22 protein-coding genes, 1 tRNA gene and 1 pseudogene are annotated in these 25,445 nt (G+C 57.3%); 6 read left to right on the forward strand and 18 right to left on the reverse strand.

Features of this window, described 5'->3' with window-relative positions; translation table 11 throughout:
• Positions 1–273 (forward strand): annotated as a pseudogene (locus ACIY1O_RS14230) (hypothetical protein); the annotation flags it as partial.
• A gap of 66 nt (positions 274–339) precedes the next feature.
• On the opposite strand, the gene ACIY1O_RS14235 reads toward ACIY1O_RS14230, so the two are convergent.
• From ACIY1O_RS14235 to cysS, 7 genes are all read right to left on the reverse strand, one after another.
• Positions 340–2,103, reverse strand: coding sequence for a DUF6538 domain-containing protein (locus tag ACIY1O_RS14235; protein WP_397475760.1), 1,764 nt, complete (start codon positions 2,101–2,103; stop codon positions 340–342).
• A gap of 121 nt (positions 2,104–2,224) precedes the next feature.
• Positions 2,225–2,317 (reverse strand) — tRNA-Ser (locus ACIY1O_RS14240).
• A 137-nt stretch (positions 2,318–2,454) separates the two neighbouring features.
• The gene (locus tag ACIY1O_RS14245) at positions 2,455–3,732 is read right to left on the reverse strand and encodes an aspartate kinase (RefSeq protein WP_397475761.1); all 1,278 of its coding nucleotides are present in this window, start codon (positions 3,730–3,732) and stop codon (positions 2,455–2,457) included.
• Positions 3,733–3,806: 74 nt separating this feature from the next.
• A complete protein-coding gene (gene tilS / locus ACIY1O_RS14250) occupies positions 3,807–4,850 on the reverse strand; it encodes a tRNA lysidine(34) synthetase TilS (RefSeq protein WP_397475762.1) in 1,044 nt (347 codons plus the stop codon).
• A complete protein-coding gene (locus tag ACIY1O_RS14255; protein WP_397475763.1) occupies positions 4,822–5,787 on the reverse strand; it encodes an acetyl-CoA carboxylase carboxyltransferase subunit alpha in 966 nt (321 codons plus the stop codon). The genes tilS and ACIY1O_RS14255 overlap by 29 nt, the downstream gene beginning before the upstream one ends.
• A 49-nt stretch (positions 5,788–5,836) precedes the next feature.
• Positions 5,837–6,475 (reverse strand): DNA-3-methyladenine glycosylase family protein, encoded by a 639-nt coding sequence (locus ACIY1O_RS14260; protein WP_397475764.1) that lies wholly within the window; start codon positions 6,473–6,475, stop codon positions 5,837–5,839.
• Between the two features lie 9 nt (positions 6,476–6,484).
• Positions 6,485–7,936 carry a cysteine--tRNA ligase gene (cysS, locus tag ACIY1O_RS14265; protein WP_397475765.1) on the reverse strand — a complete coding sequence of 484 codons (1,452 nt, stop codon included), beginning with the start codon at positions 7,934–7,936 and terminating at the stop codon, positions 6,485–6,487.
• A 222-nt stretch (positions 7,937–8,158) separates the two neighbouring features.
• On the opposite strand from cysS, the gene ACIY1O_RS14270 reads away from it, so the two are divergent.
• The 3 genes from ACIY1O_RS14270 to ACIY1O_RS14280 all read left to right on the forward strand — a co-directional run bounded on the left by ACIY1O_RS14270 (position 8,159) and on the right by ACIY1O_RS14280 (position 10,357).
• Entirely contained in the window at positions 8,159–8,926 is a 768-nt protein-coding gene (locus ACIY1O_RS14270) for a tetratricopeptide repeat protein (RefSeq protein ID WP_397475766.1), read from the forward strand.
• A gap of 164 nt (positions 8,927–9,090) precedes the next feature.
• Entirely contained in the window at positions 9,091–9,600 is a 510-nt protein-coding gene (locus ACIY1O_RS14275) for a peptidylprolyl isomerase (RefSeq protein WP_397475791.1), read from the forward strand.
• Entirely contained in the window at positions 9,593–10,357 is a 765-nt protein-coding gene (locus ACIY1O_RS14280) for a UDP-2,3-diacylglucosamine diphosphatase (protein ID WP_397475767.1), read from the forward strand. The genes ACIY1O_RS14275 and ACIY1O_RS14280 overlap by 8 nt, the downstream gene beginning before the upstream one ends.
• A gap of 40 nt (positions 10,358–10,397) precedes the next feature.
• On the opposite strand, the gene ACIY1O_RS14285 is transcribed toward ACIY1O_RS14280, so the two are convergent.
• The 3 genes from ACIY1O_RS14285 to ACIY1O_RS14295 all read right to left on the reverse strand — a co-directional run bounded on the left by ACIY1O_RS14285 (position 10,398) and on the right by ACIY1O_RS14295 (position 13,789).
• Positions 10,398–11,246, reverse strand: a complete 849-nt coding sequence (locus ACIY1O_RS14285; protein WP_397475768.1) for an undecaprenyl-diphosphate phosphatase — start codon at positions 11,244–11,246, stop codon at positions 10,398–10,400.
• A gap of 89 nt (positions 11,247–11,335) precedes the next feature.
• Positions 11,336–12,919: a TerC family protein gene (locus ACIY1O_RS14290; protein ID WP_397475769.1), complete on the reverse strand. Its 1,584-nt coding sequence runs from the start codon at positions 12,917–12,919 to the stop codon at positions 11,336–11,338.
• Positions 12,920–12,997: 78 nt separating this feature from the next.
• The gene (locus tag ACIY1O_RS14295; RefSeq protein ID WP_397475770.1) at positions 12,998–13,789 is read right to left on the reverse strand and encodes an inositol monophosphatase family protein; all 792 of its coding nucleotides are present in this window, start codon (positions 13,787–13,789) and stop codon (positions 12,998–13,000) included.
• A gap of 58 nt (positions 13,790–13,847) precedes the next feature.
• Here ACIY1O_RS14295 and ACIY1O_RS14300 point away from each other — a divergent pair, with 58 nt between their 5' ends.
• Positions 13,848–14,648: an RNA methyltransferase gene (locus ACIY1O_RS14300; protein ID WP_397475771.1), complete on the forward strand. Its 801-nt coding sequence runs from the start codon at positions 13,848–13,850 to the stop codon at positions 14,646–14,648.
• Between the two features lie 56 nt (positions 14,649–14,704).
• Here ACIY1O_RS14300 and ACIY1O_RS14305 read toward each other — a convergent pair whose 3' ends face one another.
• Positions 14,705–15,496 (reverse strand): mechanosensitive ion channel family protein, encoded by a 792-nt coding sequence (locus ACIY1O_RS14305; protein ID WP_397475772.1) that lies wholly within the window; start codon positions 15,494–15,496, stop codon positions 14,705–14,707.
• Positions 15,497–15,636: 140 nt separating this feature from the next.
• On the opposite strand from ACIY1O_RS14305, the gene ACIY1O_RS14310 reads away from it, so the two are divergent.
• A complete protein-coding gene (locus tag ACIY1O_RS14310; RefSeq protein ID WP_397475773.1) occupies positions 15,637–18,549 on the forward strand; it encodes an EAL domain-containing protein in 2,913 nt (970 codons plus the stop codon).
• Positions 18,550–18,795: 246 nt separating this feature from the next.
• Here the strand turns inward: ACIY1O_RS14310 and ACIY1O_RS14315 are convergent, their stop codons facing one another.
• From ACIY1O_RS14315 to ACIY1O_RS14345, 7 genes are all read right to left on the reverse strand, one after another.
• Positions 18,796–19,509: an ABC transporter ATP-binding protein gene (locus ACIY1O_RS14315; protein WP_397475774.1), complete on the reverse strand. Its 714-nt coding sequence runs from the start codon at positions 19,507–19,509 to the stop codon at positions 18,796–18,798.
• On the reverse strand, positions 19,499–20,254 hold the full coding sequence (locus ACIY1O_RS14320; RefSeq protein ID WP_397475775.1) for an ABC transporter ATP-binding protein: 756 nt from the start codon (positions 20,252–20,254) through the stop codon (positions 19,499–19,501). Before ACIY1O_RS14320 ends, ACIY1O_RS14315 begins: the two co-directional genes overlap by 11 nt.
• A complete protein-coding gene (locus ACIY1O_RS14325) occupies positions 20,251–21,282 on the reverse strand; it encodes a branched-chain amino acid ABC transporter permease (protein ID WP_397475776.1) in 1,032 nt (343 codons plus the stop codon). The genes ACIY1O_RS14320 and ACIY1O_RS14325 overlap by 4 nt, the downstream gene beginning before the upstream one ends.
• Positions 21,279–22,145: a branched-chain amino acid ABC transporter permease gene (locus tag ACIY1O_RS14330; protein ID WP_397475777.1), complete on the reverse strand. Its 867-nt coding sequence runs from the start codon at positions 22,143–22,145 to the stop codon at positions 21,279–21,281. The genes ACIY1O_RS14325 and ACIY1O_RS14330 overlap by 4 nt, the downstream gene beginning before the upstream one ends.
• 461 nt (positions 22,146–22,606) lie before the next feature.
• On the reverse strand, positions 22,607–23,563 hold the full coding sequence (locus ACIY1O_RS14335) for a PDR/VanB family oxidoreductase (RefSeq protein WP_397475778.1): 957 nt from the start codon (positions 23,561–23,563) through the stop codon (positions 22,607–22,609).
• Between the two features lie 76 nt (positions 23,564–23,639).
• Complete coding sequence (locus ACIY1O_RS14340) at positions 23,640–24,689, reverse strand: aromatic ring-hydroxylating dioxygenase subunit alpha (protein WP_397475779.1); 1,050 nt, start codon at positions 24,687–24,689, stop codon at positions 23,640–23,642.
• An 89-nt stretch (positions 24,690–24,778) separates the two neighbouring features.
• Complete coding sequence (locus ACIY1O_RS14345) at positions 24,779–25,303, reverse strand: MarR family winged helix-turn-helix transcriptional regulator (protein WP_397475780.1); 525 nt, start codon at positions 25,301–25,303, stop codon at positions 24,779–24,781.
• Positions 25,304–25,445: the final 142 nt, after the last annotated feature.

The raw sequence follows: 25,445 nt of genomic DNA on the forward strand, positions 1-25,445 counted from the left end.
CATATACTAAAGGATGAGATAGACGATGCCGCCCAAGTTATGAGAGATATAGGCCCCCAGGGCGAGTTGGTGATGCGTAGGGCGTACCACGATTGGCCATTATTCTTTACGTTCCGAGAAACCCCTCAGTTCCTCGATGCATATCGAGACATTTATAACGCTGATTTTCTACCTACCATCAAGCAGAGTACGCAAAACGATGGGGACATAGATAACGAGTCTCGCCCATCTGATGATATTCAAGCCCAAGCTTTGGCTGATGCTGATGGCTGAGCTATCGGCTGCATTGGGACACTGAATATATTGTCGCTGGATACCTGAAACAATAAGCCGGCAAGGCTACGACGGCTTGATGAACTTCACTTCGGGCCAATTTATCTGCTCCAGGATTTTACTTTTCGACAATACAGACATTTCGCCTTCATACCCTCGCACCACACCGCTCTTCATTTCTTTTTCGCGGACCTGGTCATTACTGCTGTGCGCATGACCAGTTATGAACTCAGTGTTGCTAACCCCGTCGTTCATCGCCTTGTTTAACAGCGTTGAGCGAAATGCGTGCATTCCGACTAACCGGGCATGGGGCGTCTCATCCCGCAAGCCAAGGTCGTAAATGAGTCCTCGGAACCACTTCTCGGCTTCGCCAGAAGCACGGCCTCGCGAGGGCTTAAACGGGCTAAAAAGCAACTGAGCACCAGCTTTTCGCTGTCGCTCAACGTATTTGATAAACCCAAGCTTCACGAGCGTACTATGTAGCGGCACTAACCTGCGCGACGCCGCTGTCTTGATTGACCGCTCCACATCCGCGACCTCCTCGCCCTCTTCGGTGATGCGGAAGTACCAAATGCCCGATTCGTCTTTCAACACATCGTGTTTCGGGTGCAGTTGGCAAAGCTCGTTAACTCGCGCGCCAGTGAAAAGTCCAACATGGGGCAGCCAAAATCTGTGATGCTCGGTGCTCATACTGGCAAAGCCTTGCATTTCGCGGCCTTCGAACAGGCGTTTAAGCTCATGCAAGAAAAATGCCCGTTGCCGATTTTCTCGTTTCTCCCGAGAGCCCCGGTACTCGATGAGCTTAACCGTTAAAGAGGTGGGAAACCCTTGGTCTTGGTAATTAGTCGTGGCCCACCCAAGGAATCGACTAATTACAGCCCGGTACGTATCCTTGAATGTGCCAGGGGCAAGCTCCCCACGCGCGAGATCCTCGTTGGATTTCGCGAGCGTTATCCAACTTTTTCTAGTTCTCCGCATCTCGTGAGGCCAGTGCGTCCAAAGCTGATGTATCAACTCGAAGAAGTAATTTACATCGACTTGCTTGATTGCCGAGATCGGACGATCCCCAACGAGCTCGGTAAACATGGGGAGGGCCAAATTCACTTTCTTGGCCATGTCCTCTTTTACGCCTTTCGGATACTCCTTTGCAATGTAGTCCTTCACCAGTGCCCGGAGAGTAATCTCGGGCCCCCGCTGTGCCCTTCCGCGCCTTGGCGTAGGAACATCCTCGCCTTCGTAGCGCCTAAGCAGTTTTTCATTTACTCGAATCGCAGCGCGTCCATATGCTAGCGCCAAGCGTCGATAGTCAGGCGCCGCAAGTCGGTTTTCATACTTGAATAAGTGCAAAAACTGGTCAAGCAGTGGGGCAAGAATCTCTATATCACCCACCGCTACCGCAGCTTTAAGCGCAGGTAATGCACCTGCATAGCCTTCCCTATACTCTTCGATGTCGGCAATTTCATAGTTGCCTCCCAGGCGCCGGCGCTCATCACCCGCCAATGCTACGGCCTCAACGTGCTCGCTAATGCGCTTTATATCTTCATCTGTGAGCTCGGAGAGCACTTCCAGGGCTTCAAAATGTCGCGCCGCGGATTCATCGGCTGCCTGCTGGCGCATTTGTCGCCAAGTCGCGTGAAGCTTGGCGTCTCTCTCATGGAAAAGCTCTAGGGCCTCTTTATAGCTTTTTGTTTTCAGAGACTCGCTAATTTCCCGCTTACCGGGGTAAGCGAGCAATAAATCGCTAGGAATGCGACGCCGTAGGTAATAGGTACCGTTTTTATGCTTAATTAAACCAGTGGATAAGACAGGCATTTTGGACTCTTTCGGCATGCCGCGAATCCCTCTCTATAGCCACCCACGAACGCTGTTGTGTAGTAGCGTTGTGTAGAAAATAAAAAATATCCCCTTGATTTCATTGACAACTCTTTAAAATCAAGGGGATATGTGCTTCTGGCGGAGACGGAGGGATTCGAACCCTCGATGCGGGTATAAGCCGCATGCTCCCTTAGCAGGGGAGTACCTTCAACCTCTCGGCCACGTCTCCTAATACAAGTCCGCTATTCTAGCACAAGGCACAAGCTTGAATGCCGGCAGATTGCGCACTTTGGTTTATTAGTGAACTGCGGAACAATCTTTCGGGCCGCATAGAAAAAGACGCCCGAAATTCTTGCCCGACGGCAGTTACTCGGCGCTTTCCCCCACCGCTGCAGCTTCCTGATCCAGCTCGAAAGCCTTGTGCAGGGCACGCACGGCAAGCTCCATGTATTTGTCGTTGATGACCACAGAGGTTTTGATCTCGCTGGTGCTGATCATCTGGATGTTGATGCCTTCTTCGCTAAGAGTCCGGAACATCAAGCTGGCGACGCCGACGTGGCTACGCATTCCGATGCCCACGATGGACACTTTGCAGACTTCGTTGTCGGCCACGACCTCTTGGGCGCCTACAGACGGGGCGATCTGGTTCTTAAGCAGTTCGAGCGCGCGATGGTAATCATTGCGGTTGACGGTGAAGGAGAAGTCGGTCGTGCCCCGCACCGACTGGTTCTGCACGATCATGTCAACGTCGATGTTGGCTGCGGCAACCGGACCCAGAATGGAGTAAGCCACCCCCGGGGTGTCTGGAACAGCCAGCAATGTCATCTTGGCTTCGTCGCGGCTGAAAGCAATGCCGGAAACAACAGCGGATTCCATTTTTTGGTCTTCCTCGAAAGTAATTAAAGTGCCCGACGACATTTCTTCGTCAAGCGGAATAAGAGGGTCGGTCAGGGACGAAAGCACCCGTACCGGTACATGATACTTGCCGGCGAACTCGACAGCGCGTATTTGCAATACCTTGGAGCCGAGCGAGGCCATTTCGAGCATTTCCTCGAAAGACACCACACGCATGCGACGTGCCTCGGGCACCACACGCGGGTCAGTCGTATATACGCCGTCGACATCGGTGAAGATGAGACATTCGGAGGCCTGCAGGGATGCAGCCACGGCTACAGCAGATGTATCTGAACCGCCGCGCCCCAGGGTGGTGATGTGGCCGTCGTCGTCGATGCCCTGAAAACCCGTAACGATGACGACTCGCCCGGCGTCCAGGTCGCCGCGGATGCGGGCGTCGTCGATGGAACGAATGCGCGCTTTGGTGTATGAGGAATCGGTGCGCACCGGAACTTGCCAGCCGGTGTAGCTGCGAGCGCCCACGCCCTGGGCCTGAAGCGCCATCGCCAGCAATGCGCTGCTGGCCTGCTCGCCCGTGGCTGCAAGCATGTCGAGCTCGCGTCCGTCTGGGGTGGGGCTAAGCTCTTTGGCCAGGCCCAGAAGTCGATTCGTCTCGCCCGACATCGCCGACGGAACCACCACTACCTGATGACCAGCAGCGTGCCATTTGGCAACGCGCCGAGCAACATTCTGGATGCGCTCGATCGATCCCATCGAGGTGCCGCCGTATTTCTGAACGATAAGGGACATAATCTTCTGTCCTGCCTTTTACCCTGATTTAATCGATATGAAAACGGCGTGTACGACCGCCGCAAGAAAACCAGTTATTTTAACAGCACCCGCCCGCGTGTGCAGCGTATGGTTACATCGCCGTGCTTCACCTGCATCGCTCTATCGTGTCCCAGTGCATGTAATTGCCGCATTTGCCGCATCAGGTCGTTCAGGCGTGCTTCTGTGGGCATGCGCAGCCCGCTTTGGGTCAGCCAGTAGCGAAGCACAAGCGCCTGGCGTGCTGTGGAAAGCTCGCGCCAGCGAGCCAGTGAAAAACTGTTTCCACCTTCTGAAGGCTCCAGGCCTGCGAAGTCTTGAGCGGCCACTTCGTCAAGTATTTCCGCCGCCTCGCGGCTTTGTCGCGCATGACGCGCAAGTACGGCTTGCCAACCCGGCCAGCGGTCGTTCAATTGAGGAGCCAGCCGTTCCCGCACGGCCGATCTTGTATAGCGGTCTTCGGAATTGGTGGGATCGAACACCGGTTTCCAGCCAGTCAGATCATGGAATTCGCGTGCGTTCTCGACGATCTGCTCTCTGCTCACTTCAAGCCAGGGCCTCAGATACAGGATGCTGTCTCGGCAAGACTGCGGCGCCATCGCGCCTATGCCATAAGGGCCCGCGCCGCGCAGCAGGCGTAGCAGTACGGTTTCGGCCTGGTCGTCACGATGATGCGCCAGCAACACATGCCGTACGCCAGCCTTGCTTGCCATGTCGGCCAAGGCCCGATAGCGTGCGGCCCGTGCGGCCGACTCAATGCCGTCGCCCCGGGAGCGGTCCACGGTAACGCGCACGCTGTGGCAAGGTACGGCCAGCAGTTGGGCAAGATCGTGAACGTGGTCGCGCCAGGTATCGGCTACTTGCTGAAGGCCGTGATGAACGTGAAGCGCGTGCAGGGCCATGCCACGCCGACTTGCCACGCGCGCGGCATGTACAAGCAGCATGGCTGAATCCGGTCCGCCGCTGACGGCCACGCCGATGGCGGCAGGAACATCGCCACCCAGCGAAGAAACGGCATCGTCTACGGCCGCCAGTAAAGACGACGAACCGAAATTGGCCAAGGACGATGGATCAGGCACGGGCCTCTTGGTAGCGCCCATATGTCATGAGCCGCTCAAGACGCTGATCAATGAGTTGCTGTGGCGTCAGCCCTGACACCTGACGCAGGGAATCGGACAAGGCGCGGCTCAATTGGCGCGCCATGACATCAGGATCGCGATGCGCCCCCCCAACCGGTTCATTGACGATGCGATCGATAAGGCCCAGGTCTTTAAGACGCGGAGCGGTAATGGCCAATGCTTCGGCCGCCACCGAGGCCTTGTCGGCACTGCGCCACAGAATAGAAGCACAGCCTTCAGGCGAGATGACCGCATAAGTGGCATATTGCAGCATCATCACCACGTCGCCCACAGCAATGGCCAGTGCACCACCAGAACCCCCTTCGCCGATGATGGTGGCGATAATGGGCACTTTAAGCTCGGCCATAGCGTACAGATTATGGCCGATGGCTTCGGATTGCCCGCGCTCTTCGGCGCCGATGCCGGGATAGGCGCCGGGCGTATCGACAAAAGTAAATACGGGCAAGCTGAATTTCTCGGCCAGGCGCATAAGCCGAAGCGCCTTGCGATAGCCTTCGGGGCGCGGCATGCCGAAATTACGCTTGGCGCGCTCTTTGGTGTCGCGTCCTTTCTGATGGCCTATTACCATGCACGGCGTGCCCTGAAAGCGCGCCAGGCCGCCGACGATGGACAAGTCGTCTGCGTACATCCGGTCGCCATGCAGTTCGTGGAAATCGGTGAAGATTTCACGCACATAATCAAGCGTATAAGGGCGTTGCGGATGGCGCGCCACCAAGGCGGTCTGCCATGGGCTGAGCTTGGCGTAAATGTTCTTGGCGAGCGTCTGGCTTTTCTGCTGCAGGCGTGTAACTTCGTCCGAAATGTCAACGGCCGAGTCCGCCTGCACAAATCGCAGCTGCTCGATCTTGTTCTCGAGCTCTGCCAGAGGCTGTTCAAATTCTAGAAAGGTATTACGCATAAGAGCTTGTTGTCCGGTTGAAAAATGCAACGCTGCTTCGCGGCGATCATCAGCTTGATGCCGGGTTGAGGCTACGCCATAAGTACCAGGTTGCCACGCTACGCCAGGGCGCCCACGCCTGCGCGACTTCTCGAGCCTCGAAACGGGAGACCGGCTCGCCACTGAAATAGTGTAGCGAAATTGCCTTAAGCAAGCCCGCGTCGTCTAGAGGAAGCACGTCGGGGCGCTGCAAGCTGAAGATAAGGAACATCTCGGCGGTCCATCGCCCCACCCCGCGTATGGCGCACAAGTCGGTGATAATTTGCTCATCGTCCATGCCCGCCCACGCGGCAGGCTTTACCTTTTTCTCGGCAAAGTGTGTCGCCAAATCGACGATATATTCGCACTTGCGCTTCGACAGCCCCAGTTCGCGCAGCTCGTCCAAAGAAACGGCCGCCACAGTGGCCGGAGCGGGACGCCGCCCGCAACGCCCAATGAAGCGCGCCCAAGTGGCGTCAGCCGACTTGGTCGAAACCTGCTGGCTCACAATGGCCCGCGCCAACGTCATGAAAGGCGTCTTCGATGTGATGAGCCACTCGGAACGATGCTGAGGGATAATTTTTTTCAGGATGCGGTCGCGGCGCATGAGCTGGGCCGACGCTTCGTCCCAGAATTCAGGCTTATCGGTAGGTGCAAGAGTATCTGCCATGGCTATACCTTATATGCGACGCCACTGCGTCGCGCCGCCGGCCTTGTCCTCGAGCTCGACGCCGGCCTCACGCAATTGCTCGCGTATGCGATCGGCGCGGGCGAAGTCGCGCTGCGCCTTGGCGCCCGTCCGTTCTTCTATGAGGACTTCGATTGCCTCGGAGGCCAGTTCCCCGCCTGCCGCCTCAGTACCCAGATAACGGCTGGGCGATTGCAAGTAGCGGGCCGGATCGCCTTGCAGCAGCCCCAGCACGCCGCCAAGCGCTTTGAGCAGGGCCGAGGCCTGAGGGGACCCTTCGCGGTTGGCTTCGGAAGCCAATTCGAACAAAGCAGCTACAGCGCCGGACGTGTTGAAATCATCGTCCATGGCGCTGCGAAACGCTTGCGCCGAGGGATGATTCCAATCAATGGCCACGCCCGGCTCAGCCGGCACGTTATGCAAAGTCTGATACAAGCGATCAAGCGCATGCTGAGCGTCGCGCAGATTATCAGGCGCATAATTTTGCACGCTGCGGTAATGGTTGCGCACGATGAAGAAACGCAGCATCTCGGCCTCGCGAGGGTTCGCCTCGTATGCCGCCACGTCTTCCGTCAAAGTCCCCGGCAGGGCGACGGTTTCGCGAATTGTGCGGAAATTGCCCAGCGATTTTGACATTTTATCGGCATCCACCATCAGCGGGCCGCAGTGCATCCATACGTTGGCCAGCGTGCCGCCGAATGCGCCTTCGGTCTGGGCGATTTCGTTTTCGTGATGAGGAAACTTCAGGTCGGGGCCCCCGCCGTGGATATCCAGCGGCAGACCCAATAAAGCCTTACTCATGGCCGAACATTCGATGTGCCAGCCGGGGCGCCCCAGCCCGTATGGAGATTCCCATTTGGATTCGGCCGGCTCGTCTTGCTTGGCCGACTTCCAGAGAACAAAATCCAGAGGGTCCCGCTTGCCCGAAGTTACGGCCACCCGTTCGCCGGCGCGCAAATCGTCCAGCGACTTGCCCGACAGCTTGCCGTAGCCGGGGAATTGGCGCACAGCATAATTGACGTCGCCGTCATCCGATTGGTAGGCCAGGCCTTTGTCTTCAAGCTTGGAGATAATGTCGAGCATCTGGCCCACATGCTGGGTGGCGCGCGGTTCTGCATCGGGCGCGGCCACGCCAAGTGCGAGTTCATCGGCGTGCATGGCGTCGACGAAAAAACTTGTTACCTCGTCCATGCGACGCCCGGTCTGGACCGCCTTGCGAATGATCTTGTCGTCGATATCGGTAATGTTGCGCACATACTCTACCTGATAGCCGGACACACGTAACCAGCGCTGCACCACATCGAAACTGACCAGCATGCGCGCATGCCCGAGATGGCAGAAATCATAGACAGTCATACCGCATACATACATGCGGACACGGCCCGGCTCCACCGGCTCGAACGGCTGTTTGCCGCGGGAAAGAGTGTTATAAATGTGCAGCATGCCCAGTCAAAAATAATCCGTTAAATATCAATCCTTGCATCGCATGCAACCCGTCGTAGCATCAGTCGTACGGTTATGCACCGTCAGACAGGTTTTGTTCGATTCCCAAGCAAGGCTAAAATGGCGGTCGACAAGTATAGCAAGTGGGCGGCTCCCGCCGGGGAACTGCCCCGCCAAACCGTACATAATCCGAACAATTCCTTAACCCATAGGTACCGGCCCGTGCATCTAGACAACCGTAGACTCCTGGCGATGACGCTGCTGCTGGCCGGCATGATAACGGCCTTTGCAACACATGCGCAGCAGGCTGCGGACGGCCTGACCCCAAATATAAACCTTGAAGCCTCGCTGCAGCCCTCGGGCAACACCAGCGGCGCTGCCGGGGCCAAGGCATTGGGCCCGACGGTAGTCATCTCTTCCGCACCCGCCCCCGGCGAGAAACTGTTTGACGACCCGCCGCGTCGCGAAGGAGGCTGGAAGGGTCTTGCCAAGGTGCTGGAAGCCCTTAGCCCCGGGGTCGACACATCGATACCCATGACGCCGTCGCAGGTTACCGACCGAATCTCCGCCATGATGGACAGCGGCCGCTACGCGGAAGCGCTGGATATCATTGACCGGCGCGCGGCCCAGCGAGAGGCCGAAATGGCCGTCGGAAGCGACGTTCAACTTCTGTTCCTGCGTGGGCGCGCCCTGGCGGGCCTCGAACGGCACAACGAAGCCATCGAGCATTACCTTAACATGACCGCCCTGTACCCCGAGCTGCCCGAGCCCTGGAATAACCTAGCGGTCGAGTATGTCAGGCAGGGCAGGCTCGACATGGCTCAAGATGCGCTGCAAATGGCGCTTGCCGCTAATCCGAACTACGCGACGGCGCGTGCCAATATGGGCTGGGTACAACTGATGCAGGCGCGCGAGTCGTTCAAAAGCGCCCAAGGCGTCCCGGGTGCAAGCAGCGCCGCACAAGAAACCACCGACATTCTCCGCCGCTAGGCCGGCGCCTTTTCCGGATTCTCCCTATGTTTGTTCAATCCATGATCCATCGCGTCCTGATCCCATCGGCACGCATTTCCAGCCTCGTCATTACCGCTGCCTTGGCCTTCGGGCCGGCCGGTGCATCGCAGGCCGCCTCAACCACTTCCACTGAAGGTCAATCCATGAGCACCACTCCACGTGTAAAACTCCAAACCAGCATGGGCGACATGGTCATCCAGCTTGATGCCGAGAAAGCGCCCAAAACCGTCGATAACTTCCTTACCTATGTCAAGGAAGGTTTCTATGACGGCACGATCTTTCACCGCGTCATTGGCAACTTCATGATCCAGGGCGGTGGCTTCGAACCGAGCATGAAGCAAAAGGCCACCCATGAAACCGTCGAGAACGAAGCCAACAACGGCCTCAAGAACGACCGCTACACCCTGGCCATGGCCCGCACCAGCGATCCGCACTCTGCCACAGCACAGTTCTTCATCAATGTGGCCGACAACGACTTCCTGAACTTCACTGCGCCCACACCCAACGGCTGGGGCTATGCCGTCTTTGGCAAGGTCGTCGAGGGCACCGAAGTCGTCGACCAGATCAAGGGCGTCAAGACCGGCACCAAGGGCTTCCATCAAGATGTACCCACCGATGACGTCATCATCGAGAAAGCCACCGTCGTTGAATAACCTCGCCCTGCCGGGTACGGTGTGGTTGGCCTCGGACATGCACCTGGGCCCCGCCACACCCGGCACCCGCGATGCGTTCTTGCGGTTTCTGGATCAGGCATGCGCCCAGGCGGATGCCTTGTTTTTATGCGGCGACATCTTCGATGCCTGGATCGGAGACGACCTTGCGTTGCAAGAACCGCCTTCGTGGCTGCAAGACATTCTGCGCGCCTTAGCCCAAGCAGCCTCCGCCCTGCCCCTGTGGCTGGGTCGGGGCAACCGTGATTTTTTGATGGGCCGCGCCCTGACGGACAGCCTGGGCGCCCATCTGCTGGATATGCCTTTATGCCTTGAAACCGCTCAAGGCCGGGTACTTGTCAGCCACGGCGACGAATACTGCACCGCAGACATAGGGTATCAACGCTTCAAACGCGTCGTGCATACGCCCTGGATCCAACGTGCCTTCCTAAGCCTTGGCTTGACACGGCGCCGTGCTATCGCCGACTGGGCGCGTCGCCGCAGCATGGCGTCTCATAGCGGCAAAGCTCCTGAAATCATGGATGTCACCCCCGAAGCGGTACAGCGGGCGTTGCGCCGCAGCGCAGCGGCGGTCGCCATTCATGGGCATACGCATCGGCCCGCCATCCACACCCTGCAAGTAGATGGTGCAGAGCGCTTGCGGGTGGTGCTGCCCGACTGGGATTTCGATAATGGCGCATCGCGGGGCGGATGGGCCGTCATCGATAAAGACGGCATCCGGCTGGAAACCCTCGCCTGAGCCGTCTTTTACAGCCCGCTTTCAGGGCTTTAATAACTGGCTAGCGTAAATACAGCCAAGCAAAAACCACCAGGCCCAGCCCGATGCGGTACCAGGCAAAGGGGCGGTAGGTATGGCGCGAGACGAAATTGAGTACCGCGCGCACCACGACCAGGGCGCTAAGAAACGCCGCAATGAAACCGATCACAATTCCGGTCAGTTGCTGGTCGGACAACGCTCCGCCATTCTTGTAGAAATCGTAAATGGTCGCGGCCAACATGGTGGGCATGGCCAGAAAGAAGGAAAACTCGGTGGCGGTCTTGCGCTGTATGCCCGCCAGCATGCCGCCGATAATGGTGGCTCCCGAACGCGAAGTACCCGGCACCATGGCCACACACTGGGAAAAACCCACGACGAGGGCTTGTTTCCAGGTGATCTGCTCAAGGGTGTACGCCGTGGCATGTTGGGAGGCAACCGTCTCGTCGGCATGCTTGGCATAGTGGGGCTTGCGCTCCACCCATAACATAATCAGCCCGCCGGCAATCAACGTAAACACGAATACAGCCGGGTTATTGAACAACGTCTTGATGAACCCTATGGCCAGCGCGCCTATCACGGCCGCGGGCAAGAAAGCGATAAGCAAATTTCGCGCGAACATCAACTCGCTGCGTTCTTGAGACACCATCCCCTTCGCAAGCTGCCAGAGCCGCGCACGAAATATCCACATCACGGCCAGGATGGACCCGAACTGGATCACCACTTCGTACACCTTGTTGTCGCCGGAGGAAAAGTTGATCCAGTCACCCACGATCAGAAGATGGGCGGTGCTGGAAACCGGAATGAACTCAGTAAACCCCTCGACGACGCCGAGAAACAATGCCTTCAGATAAAACCACGCGCTTTCAGTCATAACCTCTCGCTAAAACCGACTTCGCGCATAAGGCGCAAAGCCATTCGGGCCAGCAAAATGCGGCCTTTTGATATTCAGGAAAATACACGCTACTGGCCGGCATCATCGGAAGCTTCATCCGCCCGGCCATGAAGTTCGCGTGTGATGGCAACGGATGCGATACGTCGTCCGTCCACTCGTTCCACGGTGAAGCGGAAAGTCGCTTGGGGCTGCCCCAGATTGCAGGTATCACCGGCTGACGGCAGATGGCCGAAGCGCTCGAGCAGATAGCCGGCAAGGGTGGAATACACCTCGTCATCATCCACCAGACCTTCGGTGTTGAGCACTTGCTCAAGGTGATGCAGGTCGGCGGCGCCGTCCACGCGCCAGTGATCCTCGTCGATCTGCACAATGTCCGGCGCCTCGTCCTCATCAGGAAACTCTCCGGCGATGGCCTCGAAAACATCGATAGGCGTCACAACGCCATCAATGGCGCCGAACTCGTCGGCTACCAGGACCAACTGCCCTTTCGCCCGTTTGAGCGTTTCCATTACCTTGAGTATGCCGATGGACTCGGGAACAATGATTGGGTCGCGTAGCCTGGACAGCCGGATGGCGCCATGAGTGATCAGGTCGGCGATCAATTCCTTTGCCCGGCCTATGCCGATCACGTCGTCCAAAGCGCCGCGACAAATGGGGAAAAAGCTGTGCGGCGAGCCGTTGATCTGACGCCTGAGAGTCTCTGCATCATCATCCAGATTGAGCCACGATATATCGTTGCGGGGCGTCATCACAGAATGTATGCTGCGGTCGGCCAGCGTCAGCACCCCGCTGACCATGTTGCGCTCGGTATCGTCAAAAACCTGTTGTTCGGGGATTTCGTGTTGATGACTTGGCATTTCGGGACTGGAAAGCGGCCGTCTGCCCAGCATGAACATAATCCCTTCGGCGGTGCGCTCGCGCATTGGTCGACGCGACTCCAAGCGCCGGATATTGCGACGCGCCACCTGGTTCAATGCTTCAATCAGCACCGAAAACCCAATGGCGGCGTACAGGTAACCCTTCGGAATGGCAAAACCGAACCCTTCGGCCACCAGTGAAAACCCAATGGTAAGCAAAAAGCCCAGGCACAATACGACCACAGTGGGATGGGCGTTGACAAAACTGGTCAGCGGTTTGGATGCGAACAGCATGATGCCCATGGCGATGATTACCGCAATCATCATGACGGGAAGATGGTCTACCATGCCCACGGCGGTAATCACCGCATCGAGCGAAAACACCGCATCCAGGATAATGATCTGCGTCACGATGAGCCCGAAACTGGCGTGCAAGCGCTCTGCTGTGCCATGGTTCGAACGCCCTTCGATGCGGTCATGAAGCTCGATCGTTCCTTTGAATAGCAAAAAGAAACCGCCGACGATCAAGATGAGATCTCGCCCCGAGAACTCGAAGGACCCAAGTGATACCAATGGTTCTGTTAGCCTGATCAGCCACGACATCACAGTGAGCAGGCCCAAGCGCATAAGCAGGGCCAACGACAAGCCCGTCACGCGGGCCCGATCCCGCTCCTTGGGCGGCAGCTTGTCGACAAGTATGGCGATGAAGATGAGATTGTCGATGCCCAGGACGATCTCGAGGATGACCAGCGTCAGCAGTCCCACCCAAGCCGATGGGTCAAACATCCACTCCATCAACGGACTCCTTTATGCGGAAAGGGCATCATAGGAACGATCAATGTCATGCACGCACTCGGTGCGCTCTACAGTGTGTCAGCCTTGCAGGTGGCCAAGCATCTGGGTGAAGATTTTGGGGCTTGCGGCAAGTATGCTTCCAGATTGCATCCAGCCCTGCTCGCCTTCGAAATCGGCAACCAAACCGCCCGCTTCAAGCACCAGCAAGCTGCCTGCCGCCATGTCCCAGCGTTTGAGATTGACCCCGCAGAAGCCATCTGTGCGGCCACTGGCCACATAGGCCAGATCAAGCACAGTAGCCCCCATGCGCCGCGCGCTGGCGGAGCCCGCCAGCAGGTCGGAGAACCGTCCGGCCACAGTAAGGTCGCTGGCTGAACGCGGTACGTGGGCGCCGATCAGGGCGTCGTGATAGCGAGTCTGGCCCGACACGCGCATGCGCCGATCATTGAGAAAAGCTCCGCCGCCCCGGCTGGCCGTGAATAGTTCATTTCGATTGGGGTCGAAAATAACCGCCTGGGTAATCTGCCCCTTCTGAGCCAGCGCGATGGACACCGCGTAAAACGGGAAACCATGTATGAAGTTGGTGGTGCCGTCGAGCGGATCGATAATCCATTGAAATTCGGGCGTAACGCCCGAAACGTCTCCGGCCGCAGGATGGGCGCCCGATTCTTCGCCCAGGAATCCATGATCGGGATAGGCCGTGCGCAGCACATCGATGATGGCCTCCTCGACGGCTTGGTCGACTTCCGTGACATAATCCTTGGGCCCCTTGCGCGCCACTTGCAAACGTTCAAGATCAAGACTGGCACGATTAATGATCGTGCCGGCGCGGCGTGCCGCCTTAATGGCGGTGTTTAGCATCGGGTGCATAAGTATCCGTAGTACCTTTAAAGCGCCTATTTTAAATGACACAGGCAGATTGTTCTAAATGAGCACTTTCTCTAGCAGCGAAGGGGCGCAAATTTTCGCCCGCATCGACTTCATCATGGTACAGCCCAGCCACCCGGGCAACGTTGGCGCGGCCGCACGGGCGATCAAGACCATGGGCTTTGAGCGATTGAGCCTGGTGGCTCCCCGCTACGCTGATATTACCCGGCAACCCGAGGCGCTTGCCTTGGCCAGCGGCGCGGTCGACGTGTTGGAAAACACAAAAATCCATCCCACTTTGGATGAGGCATTGGGCGAGACCACGCTTGCATTCGCACTTACAGCCAGACCGCGCGAGCTGGGTCCCGGCGTTTGCGACATACGCCAGGCGGCTGAAGCCGGGCATGCCCACTTGCAAGAACACGGCGGCGCGCGTGTTGCCATCGTGGTCGGCACCGAACGCTCGGGCCTCACCAACCACGACATCTCATTGTGCCAGCGTATCTGTCACATTCCTGCCAACCCCGACTACAGCTCGCTGAACGTTGCCCAGGCCTTGCAACTGGCCGCCTGGGAAATGCGCTACGCGCTAGCCGCCGGCCAAGGGCTGGCGCTGCTGCCCCGTACCGAAAAACATTCCGTTCCGGCCGGCCTTGAGCCCGCCACGAATGAAAAAACCCAAGCATTGATTGCGCACTGGGAAGAAGCCATGGTTGCCATCCAGTTTCTTGACCCGGCCCACCCCAAAAAACTGATGCCCCGCATGCGCCACCTGTTTACGCGAAGCGGCTTGTCCAACGACGAAGTCGACATGTTACGGGGCGTTTGCACCGCAATGGTGCGCACCGCACGCCGACGCTAGGGTGATGACTACAGCAGCCCGAGGGGCAAGGTTGCATCGGACACACACCGTCCCTGTCAGGCCGGCATTCTGAAGCCCGCCTCTTGAAGCCGGCTGGGCATCTCGCGCCGCACATCGTTAAGCAGCTCGCCGTAATCCTTTGCCAATGCCCACGCCTGGACAACAATCATCACAGTATTAACCCGGTTTTCTCCAGTAAAAACGACCGGAGCCGGTGAATCAAGCGCGAGCGGATGGGCCTCGATGAATGCTCGAACCGTTTCCAGGGCGTGGGAAATATCCTGCCCGTAAGAGATGCCTGTCTGCATTTCTATACGCCGCGTGCCGTTGCGACTGTAATTGATGATGGCATTGCCCCAGACCAGACTATTGGGCAGCGTTATTTGAGTACCATCGCCCTGCCGGAAACGGCTCAGGAACAATCCGACCTCTTCGACCATGCCGTCGGCCTTGCCCACGACCGACACAGACTCTCCGGCCCGTAGCGGGCGCAGCGCAAGCAACATGATGCCCGCCGCTATGTTCTGCAAAGTACCCTGGAGCGCGAGGCCGATAGCCAGACCCGCCGCACCCAATACCGCGATGATGCTTGCCGTCTGTACCCCCAACTTGGCAAGCACTGCGATCAACACGATGATCCGTATGCCCCAGACGGTGACCGTGTAGGCCATGGGAACGACGGTGGGGTCGACACGACTGGACCGGGCCGACAGCTTGCGGACCGCCCTTCCCGCCACCATCGAGATCACCCAACCGATGGCCAGAATCAAGACTGCGACAGTCAGGCGTATAACCACTGCTTCGATATGTGGCAGCCATAGGGCCCACAAACTAATGGTTTCATTCATACTTGCACCTTCTGAAGGAGGAGGCAGGGCAAAAAGCTCGTAAACTAAGTCTTAATACATCAGCAAACAAACCGTAAACATAATTACAATGTCTCTAGGGCGAGCCGGGTGGGGACTCGGTCATTAGGAGAGTCCGGTCAATGGCCAGGCGCAAAAACAGTTTCAAGAGCATCTATGTGCGCATGTTCCTGGCAATATGCGTGGCGATAATACCCTCGTTTGCGGGGCTGTGCTTCTACGTATATCAACAGCGCGATTATCTCACCGAATACAGCACGCAAAACGCCGAGCGTTTCGTGCAAATTGCCGCCCGCGACGAGAGCTGGCTCTTCACCAGCACCCGCAGCATGTTCGACGCCATCTCGCAGATGCCGTTGATACTTCAGCAGAACTGGCCCTTATGCCACGAATACATGAGCTCATTGCTCAAAGGCCAACAGAACTTCCACAACATCGGCCTGATGTCCGCCTCGGGTACCGTTCTTTGTTCGGGGCTGCAGTCCGATTCGCTCAATGATCTGAACGTGTCCGACCGTAATTACTTTCCACGGGCGCTCAGCGAACCCGGCATGGTCGTAAGCGATTATTATGTAGGCCGAATTTCGGCCAAGCCGGCGCTTATCGTCGCCAGGGCCATGCGCGAAGCCGACGGAACCCCATGGGCCGTGCTGTATGCCTCGCTGGATGTTTCCTCGATGGTTCGCTCACAGCCGGACACCCAGTTTTTTGACGGCTCGTCCATTACGATATTGGACCGAAACGGCATCGTGCTCAACAGCCTGCCGCCCAGCAACGATATCCAGGTCGGCCGGCAAATGAGCGACGCGCCCGTTCTAGAGCTACTGGGACGAGGCCAGAAGGGCACGGGCCTGCTCGAACGCCCAGACGGCAGCAAATGGCTTGTCAGCCATACGCGCACCGGCACCGACCAAGATCCCGACGCCCTTACCGTCGTCTACCAGCATCCCACCGACGGGGCGCTGGCCAATATCTACCGAACTCTTTGGATAAGCGGCGCTCTGGCTCTGTTGTTGGCTTCCTTGACATTGCTATTGAGCTGGATGGGAATCCAGGCGATCGTAGGGCGCAACATACGCTACCTGACAGCCGCGGCGAAGCGGCTCAGTCAAGGAAAATACGGCACCCGCGTGGCCGGCATGGTGTCCGGCCAAGAGTTCAAGGACATTGCCACACAGTTTGACAGCATGGCAGAAGCGCTTGGAAAGCAGGAAGCGCAATGGCAGAAATCCCTACAGCGGCAAAAAGGTCATAACAAGGTACTGCAGATGATCGCGCAGAACCGTCCGCTGGATGAAACCCTCGGAACGCTGATCCAAATCAACGAAGCGCAGATCGAAGATAGCCTGATCTCGATCCTGACCCTAACCGCCGACGGCAAGCGTATTCACGGCTGCGTTGCCCCATCATTGCCAGAAAGCTACGCCGAGGCGATGAAACAAACGCGTAACGACGGCGAAACCGGAACGTGGTCCGTCGCAATGAGCCACGCAAGCGTAACAATCACCACCGACACCGCCAACGACCCTTCCTGGGAGTCCATACAAAATCTGGCCATAAGCCACGGCCTGCGGGCGTGCTGGTCCCATCCCATACTGAAGGCCGACGGCAAGGTATCCGGGGCTCTTACGGTGCATAACAGTCAGCCCGGCTCCCCAGGTATCGAAGACCTTCAATTGAGCAAGATGGCGGCTGAAATCGCGTCCATGGCCATCGAACACAGCCATCATCATGAAGCATTGCGCTTTCAATCCCGCCATGATGTTTTAACCGGCCTGTACAAACGCGAGGTCTTCATCAACCGAATTCAGGCGGCCGTCGATGAAGCTGCCGCAAGCTACCACCTCAGGCTGTACGTCCTTAATCTCACATTGCACGGCTTCAAGGAAATCAACAGCACCTTCGGCCATGGCGTGGGCGACAACCTGCTTCGCATCGTGGCCGATCGACTGCGTACTCTTGTCGGCTCGCGCGGAGACGTCAGCCGCTCAAGCGGCGACGAATTCGCCCTGCTCTTCAAAAGCGACATGCTTGGAATGCCGGTCCGCGAGATGGCCCAGTCCATACTGGATGAGGTTCGGCTTCCGCTGAACCTTGACGGAACCGAAATGCAAATCAGCGCCAGCATCGGCATCGCAGAGTATCCCGTCGCGGGCACCGAGCCAGATGTCTTGATCCGTCATGCCAACAGCGCTATGGAGCGCGCAGAGCGCGAGGGCACCGGGTTTGCGTTTTTCGACGCATCCCGCCACGAACGTACGCCCAACCGCTTGCTTTTGCTTTCAGACTTGCGCCATGCCCTCTACACAGACGAGCTACGGCTACACTTCCAGCCTCAAATCAGTTTGCGACGTCGCCGAACCGTAGGTTTCGAGGCGCTGGTGCGTTGGCAGCATCCTGAAAAAGGCCTGCTGCCCCCCGGACACTTCATGCCGGTGGCAGAGTTCAGCGACCTCATCCATCCGCTTACTCTATGGGTGCTGGATAACGCCCTGGCACAATGCCGCCGCTGGCACAATATGCAGCACCACGCCACCATCAGCGTCAACATCTCTGCGCGCAATCTGCTTAATCAAGACTTTCCCTCCCAAATACAGAAGCTGCTTACGCTTCATAACCTGCCAGCGCACTACCTGGAAGTTGAAATCACGGAAAGTGCAATCATGATGGACGCGACACGCTCGCTAAGCGTGCTGCATCGCATCCGCGCGATCGGAGTAAAAATTGCCGTAGACGATTTCGGCACAGGCCATTCGTCGCTTTCCTATTTGCACAAACTGCCGGTCGACAACATCAAGATCGATCAGTCCTTTATCCGCGAAATGGAAAGCGATAAAGAAAGCCAAACCATCGTCGATTCGATTATCGGCCTGGCGCATAACCTTAAGGTCAGCGTCACCGCCGAAGGCGTCGAAGACCAGCGCAGCTTGATGCGATTACTGCAACTGGGCTGCGATTTTGCGCAAGGCTACCTTATCTCGCGCCCAATCCCTGCCGACGAAACTGATAGCTGGCTGGAACAGAACCGGTGCTGATCGCTTCGATGCGTCAATCATTACCCCAACCGTCTTTCGTCCCCCGGGGCGAGACAAGGTTCGTATCTTCTTCGAACCGCTGAGCAAGCCTCGAGCACACATCAGAATAAAAGCCGCCCGGCCTTGTCGGCACGGGCGGCTTTTGGAAGAACGTAGGCCTGAAGACAGGCCTACGTCGGTGCTTACGCCAGGGACTTGCGCGAAGAACTACACGAGACGTTTAATCTACCGGCTTGTGCCGCGGGCTTATGCCACGGCCACCAGGCGTTGCAGCTTCGCGTCATCGTCAAGAAGCTCCTGGCTGTCCGAATCGTGTACGATGCGGCCCCGATCCAGAACCAGCACGCGTTCGGTAAGCTCGAGCGCCATGCGCGCATGCTGCTCGACGATAATCACCGACATGCCGCTTTCCTTGACCAGACGCCCCACGACGCTAAGCAGCTCTTGCACGATAATGGGGGCCAAGCCTTCCATCGGCTCGTCAAGCAACAACAAGCGCGGGTTAACCATTAGCGCACGCGCAATGGCCAGCATCTGCTGCTCTCCGCCCGACAGCTGGTTTCCCATGTTGTTACGGCGCTCTTCCAGCCGCGGGAACAATTCCCAAATTTTAGGAACTGTCCATTCGCCGGGACGCCCGACCACGGTGAGGTGCTCTTCAACCGACAGCGAGGGATACATGTGGCGCTCTTGTGGCACCCAACCCAGCCCGGACTGCGCACGCTTGTACGTTGTCATGGAGGTGATATCGTTGCCCCTCCATGAGATCTTGCCTTTGTGCTGTTGCGTGATTCCCATCGCTGTAAGCAATAGTGTGGTTTTGCCCATGCCGTTGCGACCGAGCAAAGCCACACTTTCGCCCTCTTTGATGGAGAAAGAGACATTTTCGAGGACCACAGCCTCGCCATAGCCCGCAACCACGTTCTCGAACGCGAGCAATTCGCTACCTTTATTCGTCATGCGTTGCCTCGCCCAAGTAAACTTCTTTCACACGCTGGTCGGCCGCAATTTCGGCTGGCGTGCCCTCGGTAAGAACCTTGCCGCCCACCAGTACGGTAATGCGCTCGGCAAAACGAAACACCAGCCCCATGTCGTGCTCGATGAACACCACTGTGACGTCGCGCGGCAGATTCGAAATTACCTCGAACAGCTCGGCGCTATCGGTGGATGGAATGCCTGCGGCCGGCTCGTCGAGCAATAGCACCTTGGGCTTGGTGGCCAGTGCCAGCGCGATTTCAACCAAACGCTGCTTGCCATAAGGCAGATTGCGTGTGACGGTGTTGATGTCTTGCTCGAGACGCAGCGTGCCAAGCAAGGCTATGGCTTCGTCGATGGCTTGCGTCTGTTCGGCAACCGTGCGGAACCAATTGCGATACAAGCCCTCGCGTTCGCTGATGGCAAGCACGACAGACTCGAGCACCGTCAGGCCCAAAAACAGGGTGTTGATCTGAAAGGTGCGTGTCATGCCCATTTTGACGCGCTCGTGCTGCATACGCCCGGTAATGTCTTCGTCACCGAAAAACACCTTGCCCGAGGTTGGCGCCAATGCGCCCGTAAGCAGGTTGATGAGGGTGGTCTTGCCGGCCCCGTTGGGGCCGATGATGGCATGGCGGCCGCCCGGTTCGAATGTCAGCGAAATATCGCTGTTCGCCTTGAACGCACCCCACTGCTTGGAGAGACCTTCGGTACGTAGCGTGGTATTCATGCTCGACCTCCTGTATTTGCTGCACGGGCGCGGCGCCGTTCGCGCCAGGCGTCAATTCCGCCCAGAATGCCCCCGCTGCCCACCATGACGACAATAACCAGGAACAGGCCGATCCAGAACTGCCAGTACACGGGATTGATGTTGGCGATCTGGTCTTGCGCGAACATGAAGACCAGGGCGCCGATTAAAGCACCGTACAAGCGGCCGGTGCCTCCCAGGACCAGGATGATGAGCAAGTCGGCCGAGCGCAGGAAGCCCAGCGAATCAAGTCCGACGAACTGAGTGGTTTGAGCCAGCAATGCGCCGGCGATGCCGGCGATGGCGGCGCCCAGGGTATAGACCGCGATCAGGCGCCGGTTGATGTCGGCTCCGATGGCGGGCATGCGCTTGCCGCCTTCGCGAATACCGATCAGGCTAAGCCCAAAAGTAGAACGCGCGATACGTCGAACCAGTACGAAGACCAGGAACAACACAGCAAAACTATAAAAGAAGCCTGTTTTGCCTTGCAGGTCGAATTCGAAGATGCCCAGCAGCTTCCACATCTGGATGCCCCACAGGCCGTCAACGCCGCCGGTGATGAAAGCAGCCTTGTTTGCGATCTCGTAGAGCATCAGGCAGATGCCCAGAGTGACCATCAAGCGGGTAAGATCGTGGCCGCGCACCACCAGGAAACTGGTGAGAAAGCCGAATACCGCCGCCACGAAGGCAGCAACAACCAACCCGCTAAGGGGTTCACCCCAGCCGTGCACGGAAAGCAGCCCGGCGGTATAGGCGCCCAGCCCAAAGAAAGCCGCATGGCCCAGCGACACAATACCCGCGTAACCCAGAATAAGGTCAAGCGACAAAGCGAACAAGCCAAGAATCATCATCTGGCTGGCCAGAACCAAATAGCCTTTGAACAAGAAGAAGGCGATGAAAGGCAATAGCCAGAAGATAATTTCGTACTTGCTCCACTTCGCGTTGGGTACGCGCGGCGCGGGGAGTTTGTCCGCAATGGACAACGATGAGAGTAGAGTCGATTTCGTCATGAACGCCTCGAGATGAGTCCGGAGGGGAAGAGAATGAGCAGCACGACCATCAGCGCGTAAATGACGAAGGCTCCGAGTGACGGCACATAGTATTTGCCGGCAACGTCAAAGACTCCCAGTACGATGGCCGCCAACAGCGGGCCGCTGATAGTGCCGGCTCCGCCCACCGCCACGACGATGAGGAAGTACACCATGTATTTGAACGGGAACGTGGGGTCGAGCCCCAGCACGTCGATACCCAGCGCTCCGCCCAGACCGCCAAGGCCGGAACCTAGTGCGAACGTAAGGCTGAACACCCGGCTGACGTTGATGCCCAGACCCGCCGAAGCTTCCTGGTTGTCGACCGAGGCGCGAATCTGCGCGCCAAGGCGAGTACGCTCAATGAGCAGAAACAAGGATGCCGTAACCACCACGACCACAGCGATCAGGAAGAGGCGATAGATGCCCAGGCCCACGCCGAATACGGAAACTTGTCCACGCAACCAGTGTGGCAAATGAACCGGCTGTTGCGAAGGGCCCCATACGTAGATACCCGCAGCGACAACCATGAAGGTAAGGCCGATGGAGAACAAGACCTGGTCAAGGGGATCTGCACGATAAAGACGGCGATACAGCGTGCGCTCGAGGATGAAGCCCACGATGGCCGCAGCGATGAATGCTGCCGGCAGGGTAAGCAAGAAAGGCACGCCCAGGCGTCTCATGAGCTCGACGGCCACAAATCCGCCCACCATTGCGAAGGCGCCGTGAGCCAGGTTGATGAAGTTCATGAGGCCCATCGTGACCGACAGGCCGACGCTAATCAGAAAAAGCAAAGCGCCATAAGCTACACCATCGAATAGTACGCCAAACAAATTTCCTAACATGGCGGCCACCCTGTGCCCCAGCGGTGCATCAATCCGCTTTCAGCAAACGTATGCGGCATAATGAATTCACTCCATTAGTGATTACAAAAATAGACAAAATCGGTAATGCTGTAACAAATAACGAATATGCTCCGGGACGCGGCGAAAAAGCCATTTACCCGGAGCAAAGAGAACTACTCAATTGCAGTGTTTCGTTGATGTTGCCAGTGATTGAACCCGCGGCAAAGCGCCTGGGATATTGAACGGAGCGATTTTCTCGAGTTCGACATTCCATGTGCGGCCAACGGCCTGTTTGAAATTGCGTCTATGGGCGTCGCGAGCGACGGTCGCAAGTGTCTGGGTCGATTAACGAAGCCGCAGACACTTATTTCAGGACAGGCCTTTCAGGGCCGCGAGTATTGTATCGCTATTTGCCTTCTTGGTGGGTTCTATTACATTGAAGCCTGCGTCTTTTTCAAGACTTAAATGTCTAACACCAGCAATGGGCTCTTGGAACGTGAACAACACGGCGTGAACTGGTCATTCGCCTCGTGCTCGGCATCAGTAAGATACAGATCGCGATGATCGGGCGTACCTTCGAGCACACGGGTCAGGCAAGTTCCGCAAACACCTTCTTCGCATGAAACCGGAATAAACACCCCCGCGTCGTCAAGCACTTGCGTGATCGGCCTATCAGCCGGAATGGTGAATACTTCACCTGTGCTGGCGATCTTGACTTCGAACGAGGCGTCGCCACTGGTGTCAACCTCGGCTGCCGCGAAATACTCGAGATGGATGCGCTCGGACGGCCATCCGGCCTCTTTGGCGGTATTGATGACGAAATCAATATAGCCAGTGGGGCCGCATACATAAATATGGGCGTCAGGCTGCGGGTTGGCCAACAAGGGCTTCAGATCGAGCTTCTGGGCATCGTCGCCATTGTCGAAGTGGAAATGCACCTTGTCGGCAAACGACGAATTGCTGATGGCCTCGCGAAAAGCCATGCGTTCCGGCGTACGCGAGTTGTAATGCATTTCAAAATCGGCGCCGATATGACATAGACGCCGCGCCATGCACAAGATAGGGGTGACTCCGATGCCGCCCGCAAACAGCAGCGAACGCTTGGCCTGGACCAATTCGAAGTGGTTCTTGGGGGAACTGATCTGGATCGTGTCGCCCTGCTTGATATCGTCATGCATGGCGATTGAGCCGCCGCGTGATTCGGGATCGCGCAGAACGCCAATAATATAGCGGTGCTGTTCGCCCGAATCGTTAAGCAGCGAGTATTGGCGGATGAGGCCGTCGCGGATATAGACATCGATATGCGCGCCGGCACTGAAAGAAGGTAGCGGCTTTCCGTCGGTACTAGCCAGTTCCAGGCTGACTATCTCCTCGGCTTCCTGCACCTTGTTGACGACTTTTACGGTGAGTTGACTCATTTAAATATTCTACGCTAGCGGTTTCTGCCCGCATTGCTGCGGGCCGGAATGCCGGCCCGCAATAGATGATGAACGATCAGGCGGGTTCGGCGGCGGCTTGCTGCTGCTCGGCCTTTACAAGGCGATCGAGGATGCGGCGTGCTTGAACGCCCCCCGTGTCGATGTTAAGCATGAGCAGCTTACGGTCGGGATAAGCCTGGAGATTTCGTTGCTGCGCTTCCAGGACTTCGAGATCCTCGGCGAATATTTTACCCTGTCCGTCGCGAATGACTTTTGTGAGCTCTGGATCGTCGGCCTTGAAGTTGCGCGCCATGCCCCAGAAATACCAATGTGAGGACTCGGTTTCGGGCGTGATGAAGTCAACAACGATGGCCGATGCCTTGTAGGCGGGGTCGGCATCGAAGCCGCCCTTGCCCGCAAGCGCCACGCCGACGTCAATCAATATGTGGCTTGGAGGCGAAAAGCGGGAAATCTGCCAGCGATCGACGGGGGCGTCTTCGTCTAAGTCGTTATAACGCAAAGCCGCACGCCAGAACGGGGGTGCAACGATGTTTTCCATATAGCGGCTGGTGATAACGGAATCGCCTTCAACCTTGGTATTGACAGGGGTTTCGTCAATTTCGTCTTGGCCGATACTGGTGGTGTGCACGTAAGCCTCGTGGGTGAGATCCATAAGGTTGTCGATCATGAGGCGGTAGTCGCAATTGAGATGGTAGAGCCCTCCGCCATACGCCCAATCGGGGCTTTCAGCCCACGCAAGATGAGGCAAAAGAGCTTCATCGGCCGCGGCCGGATCGCCCGGCCAGACCCAGATAAAACCGTAACGCTCGATCACGGGATAGCTTTTAACGCACGGAAAGCCCCCCACGCGCTGCATGGGCATGGATACGACCTTGCCGTCGCAACCCATGACCAGACCGTGATAGCCGCACACCAGGTTGCCTTTTTCGACATAACCCAGGGACAGCGCCGCACCACGATGCGGACAGAAATCTTCGACCGCGCAAACCTTGCCTTCGTGGCCGCGATAAAACGCGATACGCTCGCCGCAAATAGTGCGGCCAAGCGGTTGGGATTCGATTTCATTCGGGGTACAGGCTACGTACCAGGTATTTTTCGGGAACATGATAGCCTCGATAAAAATTTACATTCAGTACACTGAATCTGTATCTATAATTTTACTGCGTGCATGATGCAGTACAACCAGGGTTAACCCTAGTTCTCGGCTTCTTCAGCTGCGGCCGCTTCGGCGCCGGGCGCAGGTTTCCGATGCGACAAGGGGGCGCGGCTTTTAGAGTTGTTGATTTGCACCAGCTTGGTCAGCAAGGCCATGAATTGGGCTTCTTCCTCGGGTGTGAAGCCTTCAAAAATACGCTGATGCAGGCGTTCGATACCCGGCACCGTGCTTTGCAATAGAGCTTGCCCCGCTTCGGTGACATACAAGGCGCGTTGGCGGCGATTGTTTGGATCGAGATAGCGAACAAGGAGCTTTTTTTCTTCCAGCCTGATCGCCACGCTGGCCGCCGTCGACGTATCAATGGCGACAAGCCCCGCCAAAGACACCTGATCAATGCCGGGATGCTCGACGAGTATGCGAAGAATCGCATACTGAATGGGAGTTAGCTTCGAACCAAGCTCGTCATGGAATATTGAAGCGGAAATCTGTTGGGCCCGCCGCATCAGGTGGCCTGGCTGGGTATACAGCTCGGTCAGAACCGGGTTGACAGCCTCTTTGCTCATTGAAAGTCTCTTCCTTGCCTGTGAACTTGTGCGTCAATTCTAGCAACGTTCCGGCGCAGAAGGAACAAAAGGCCCTGAAGAGGCGGCGTCAGCCAGGCGCGCTGTCGGCCCTTGCGATGCATCCTGGGCCTGGCCACCTGTT

This window comes from Pusillimonas sp. (genome assembly GCF_044464525.1).
Taxonomy (GTDB): domain Bacteria; phylum Pseudomonadota; class Gammaproteobacteria; order Burkholderiales; family Burkholderiaceae_B; genus Pusillimonas.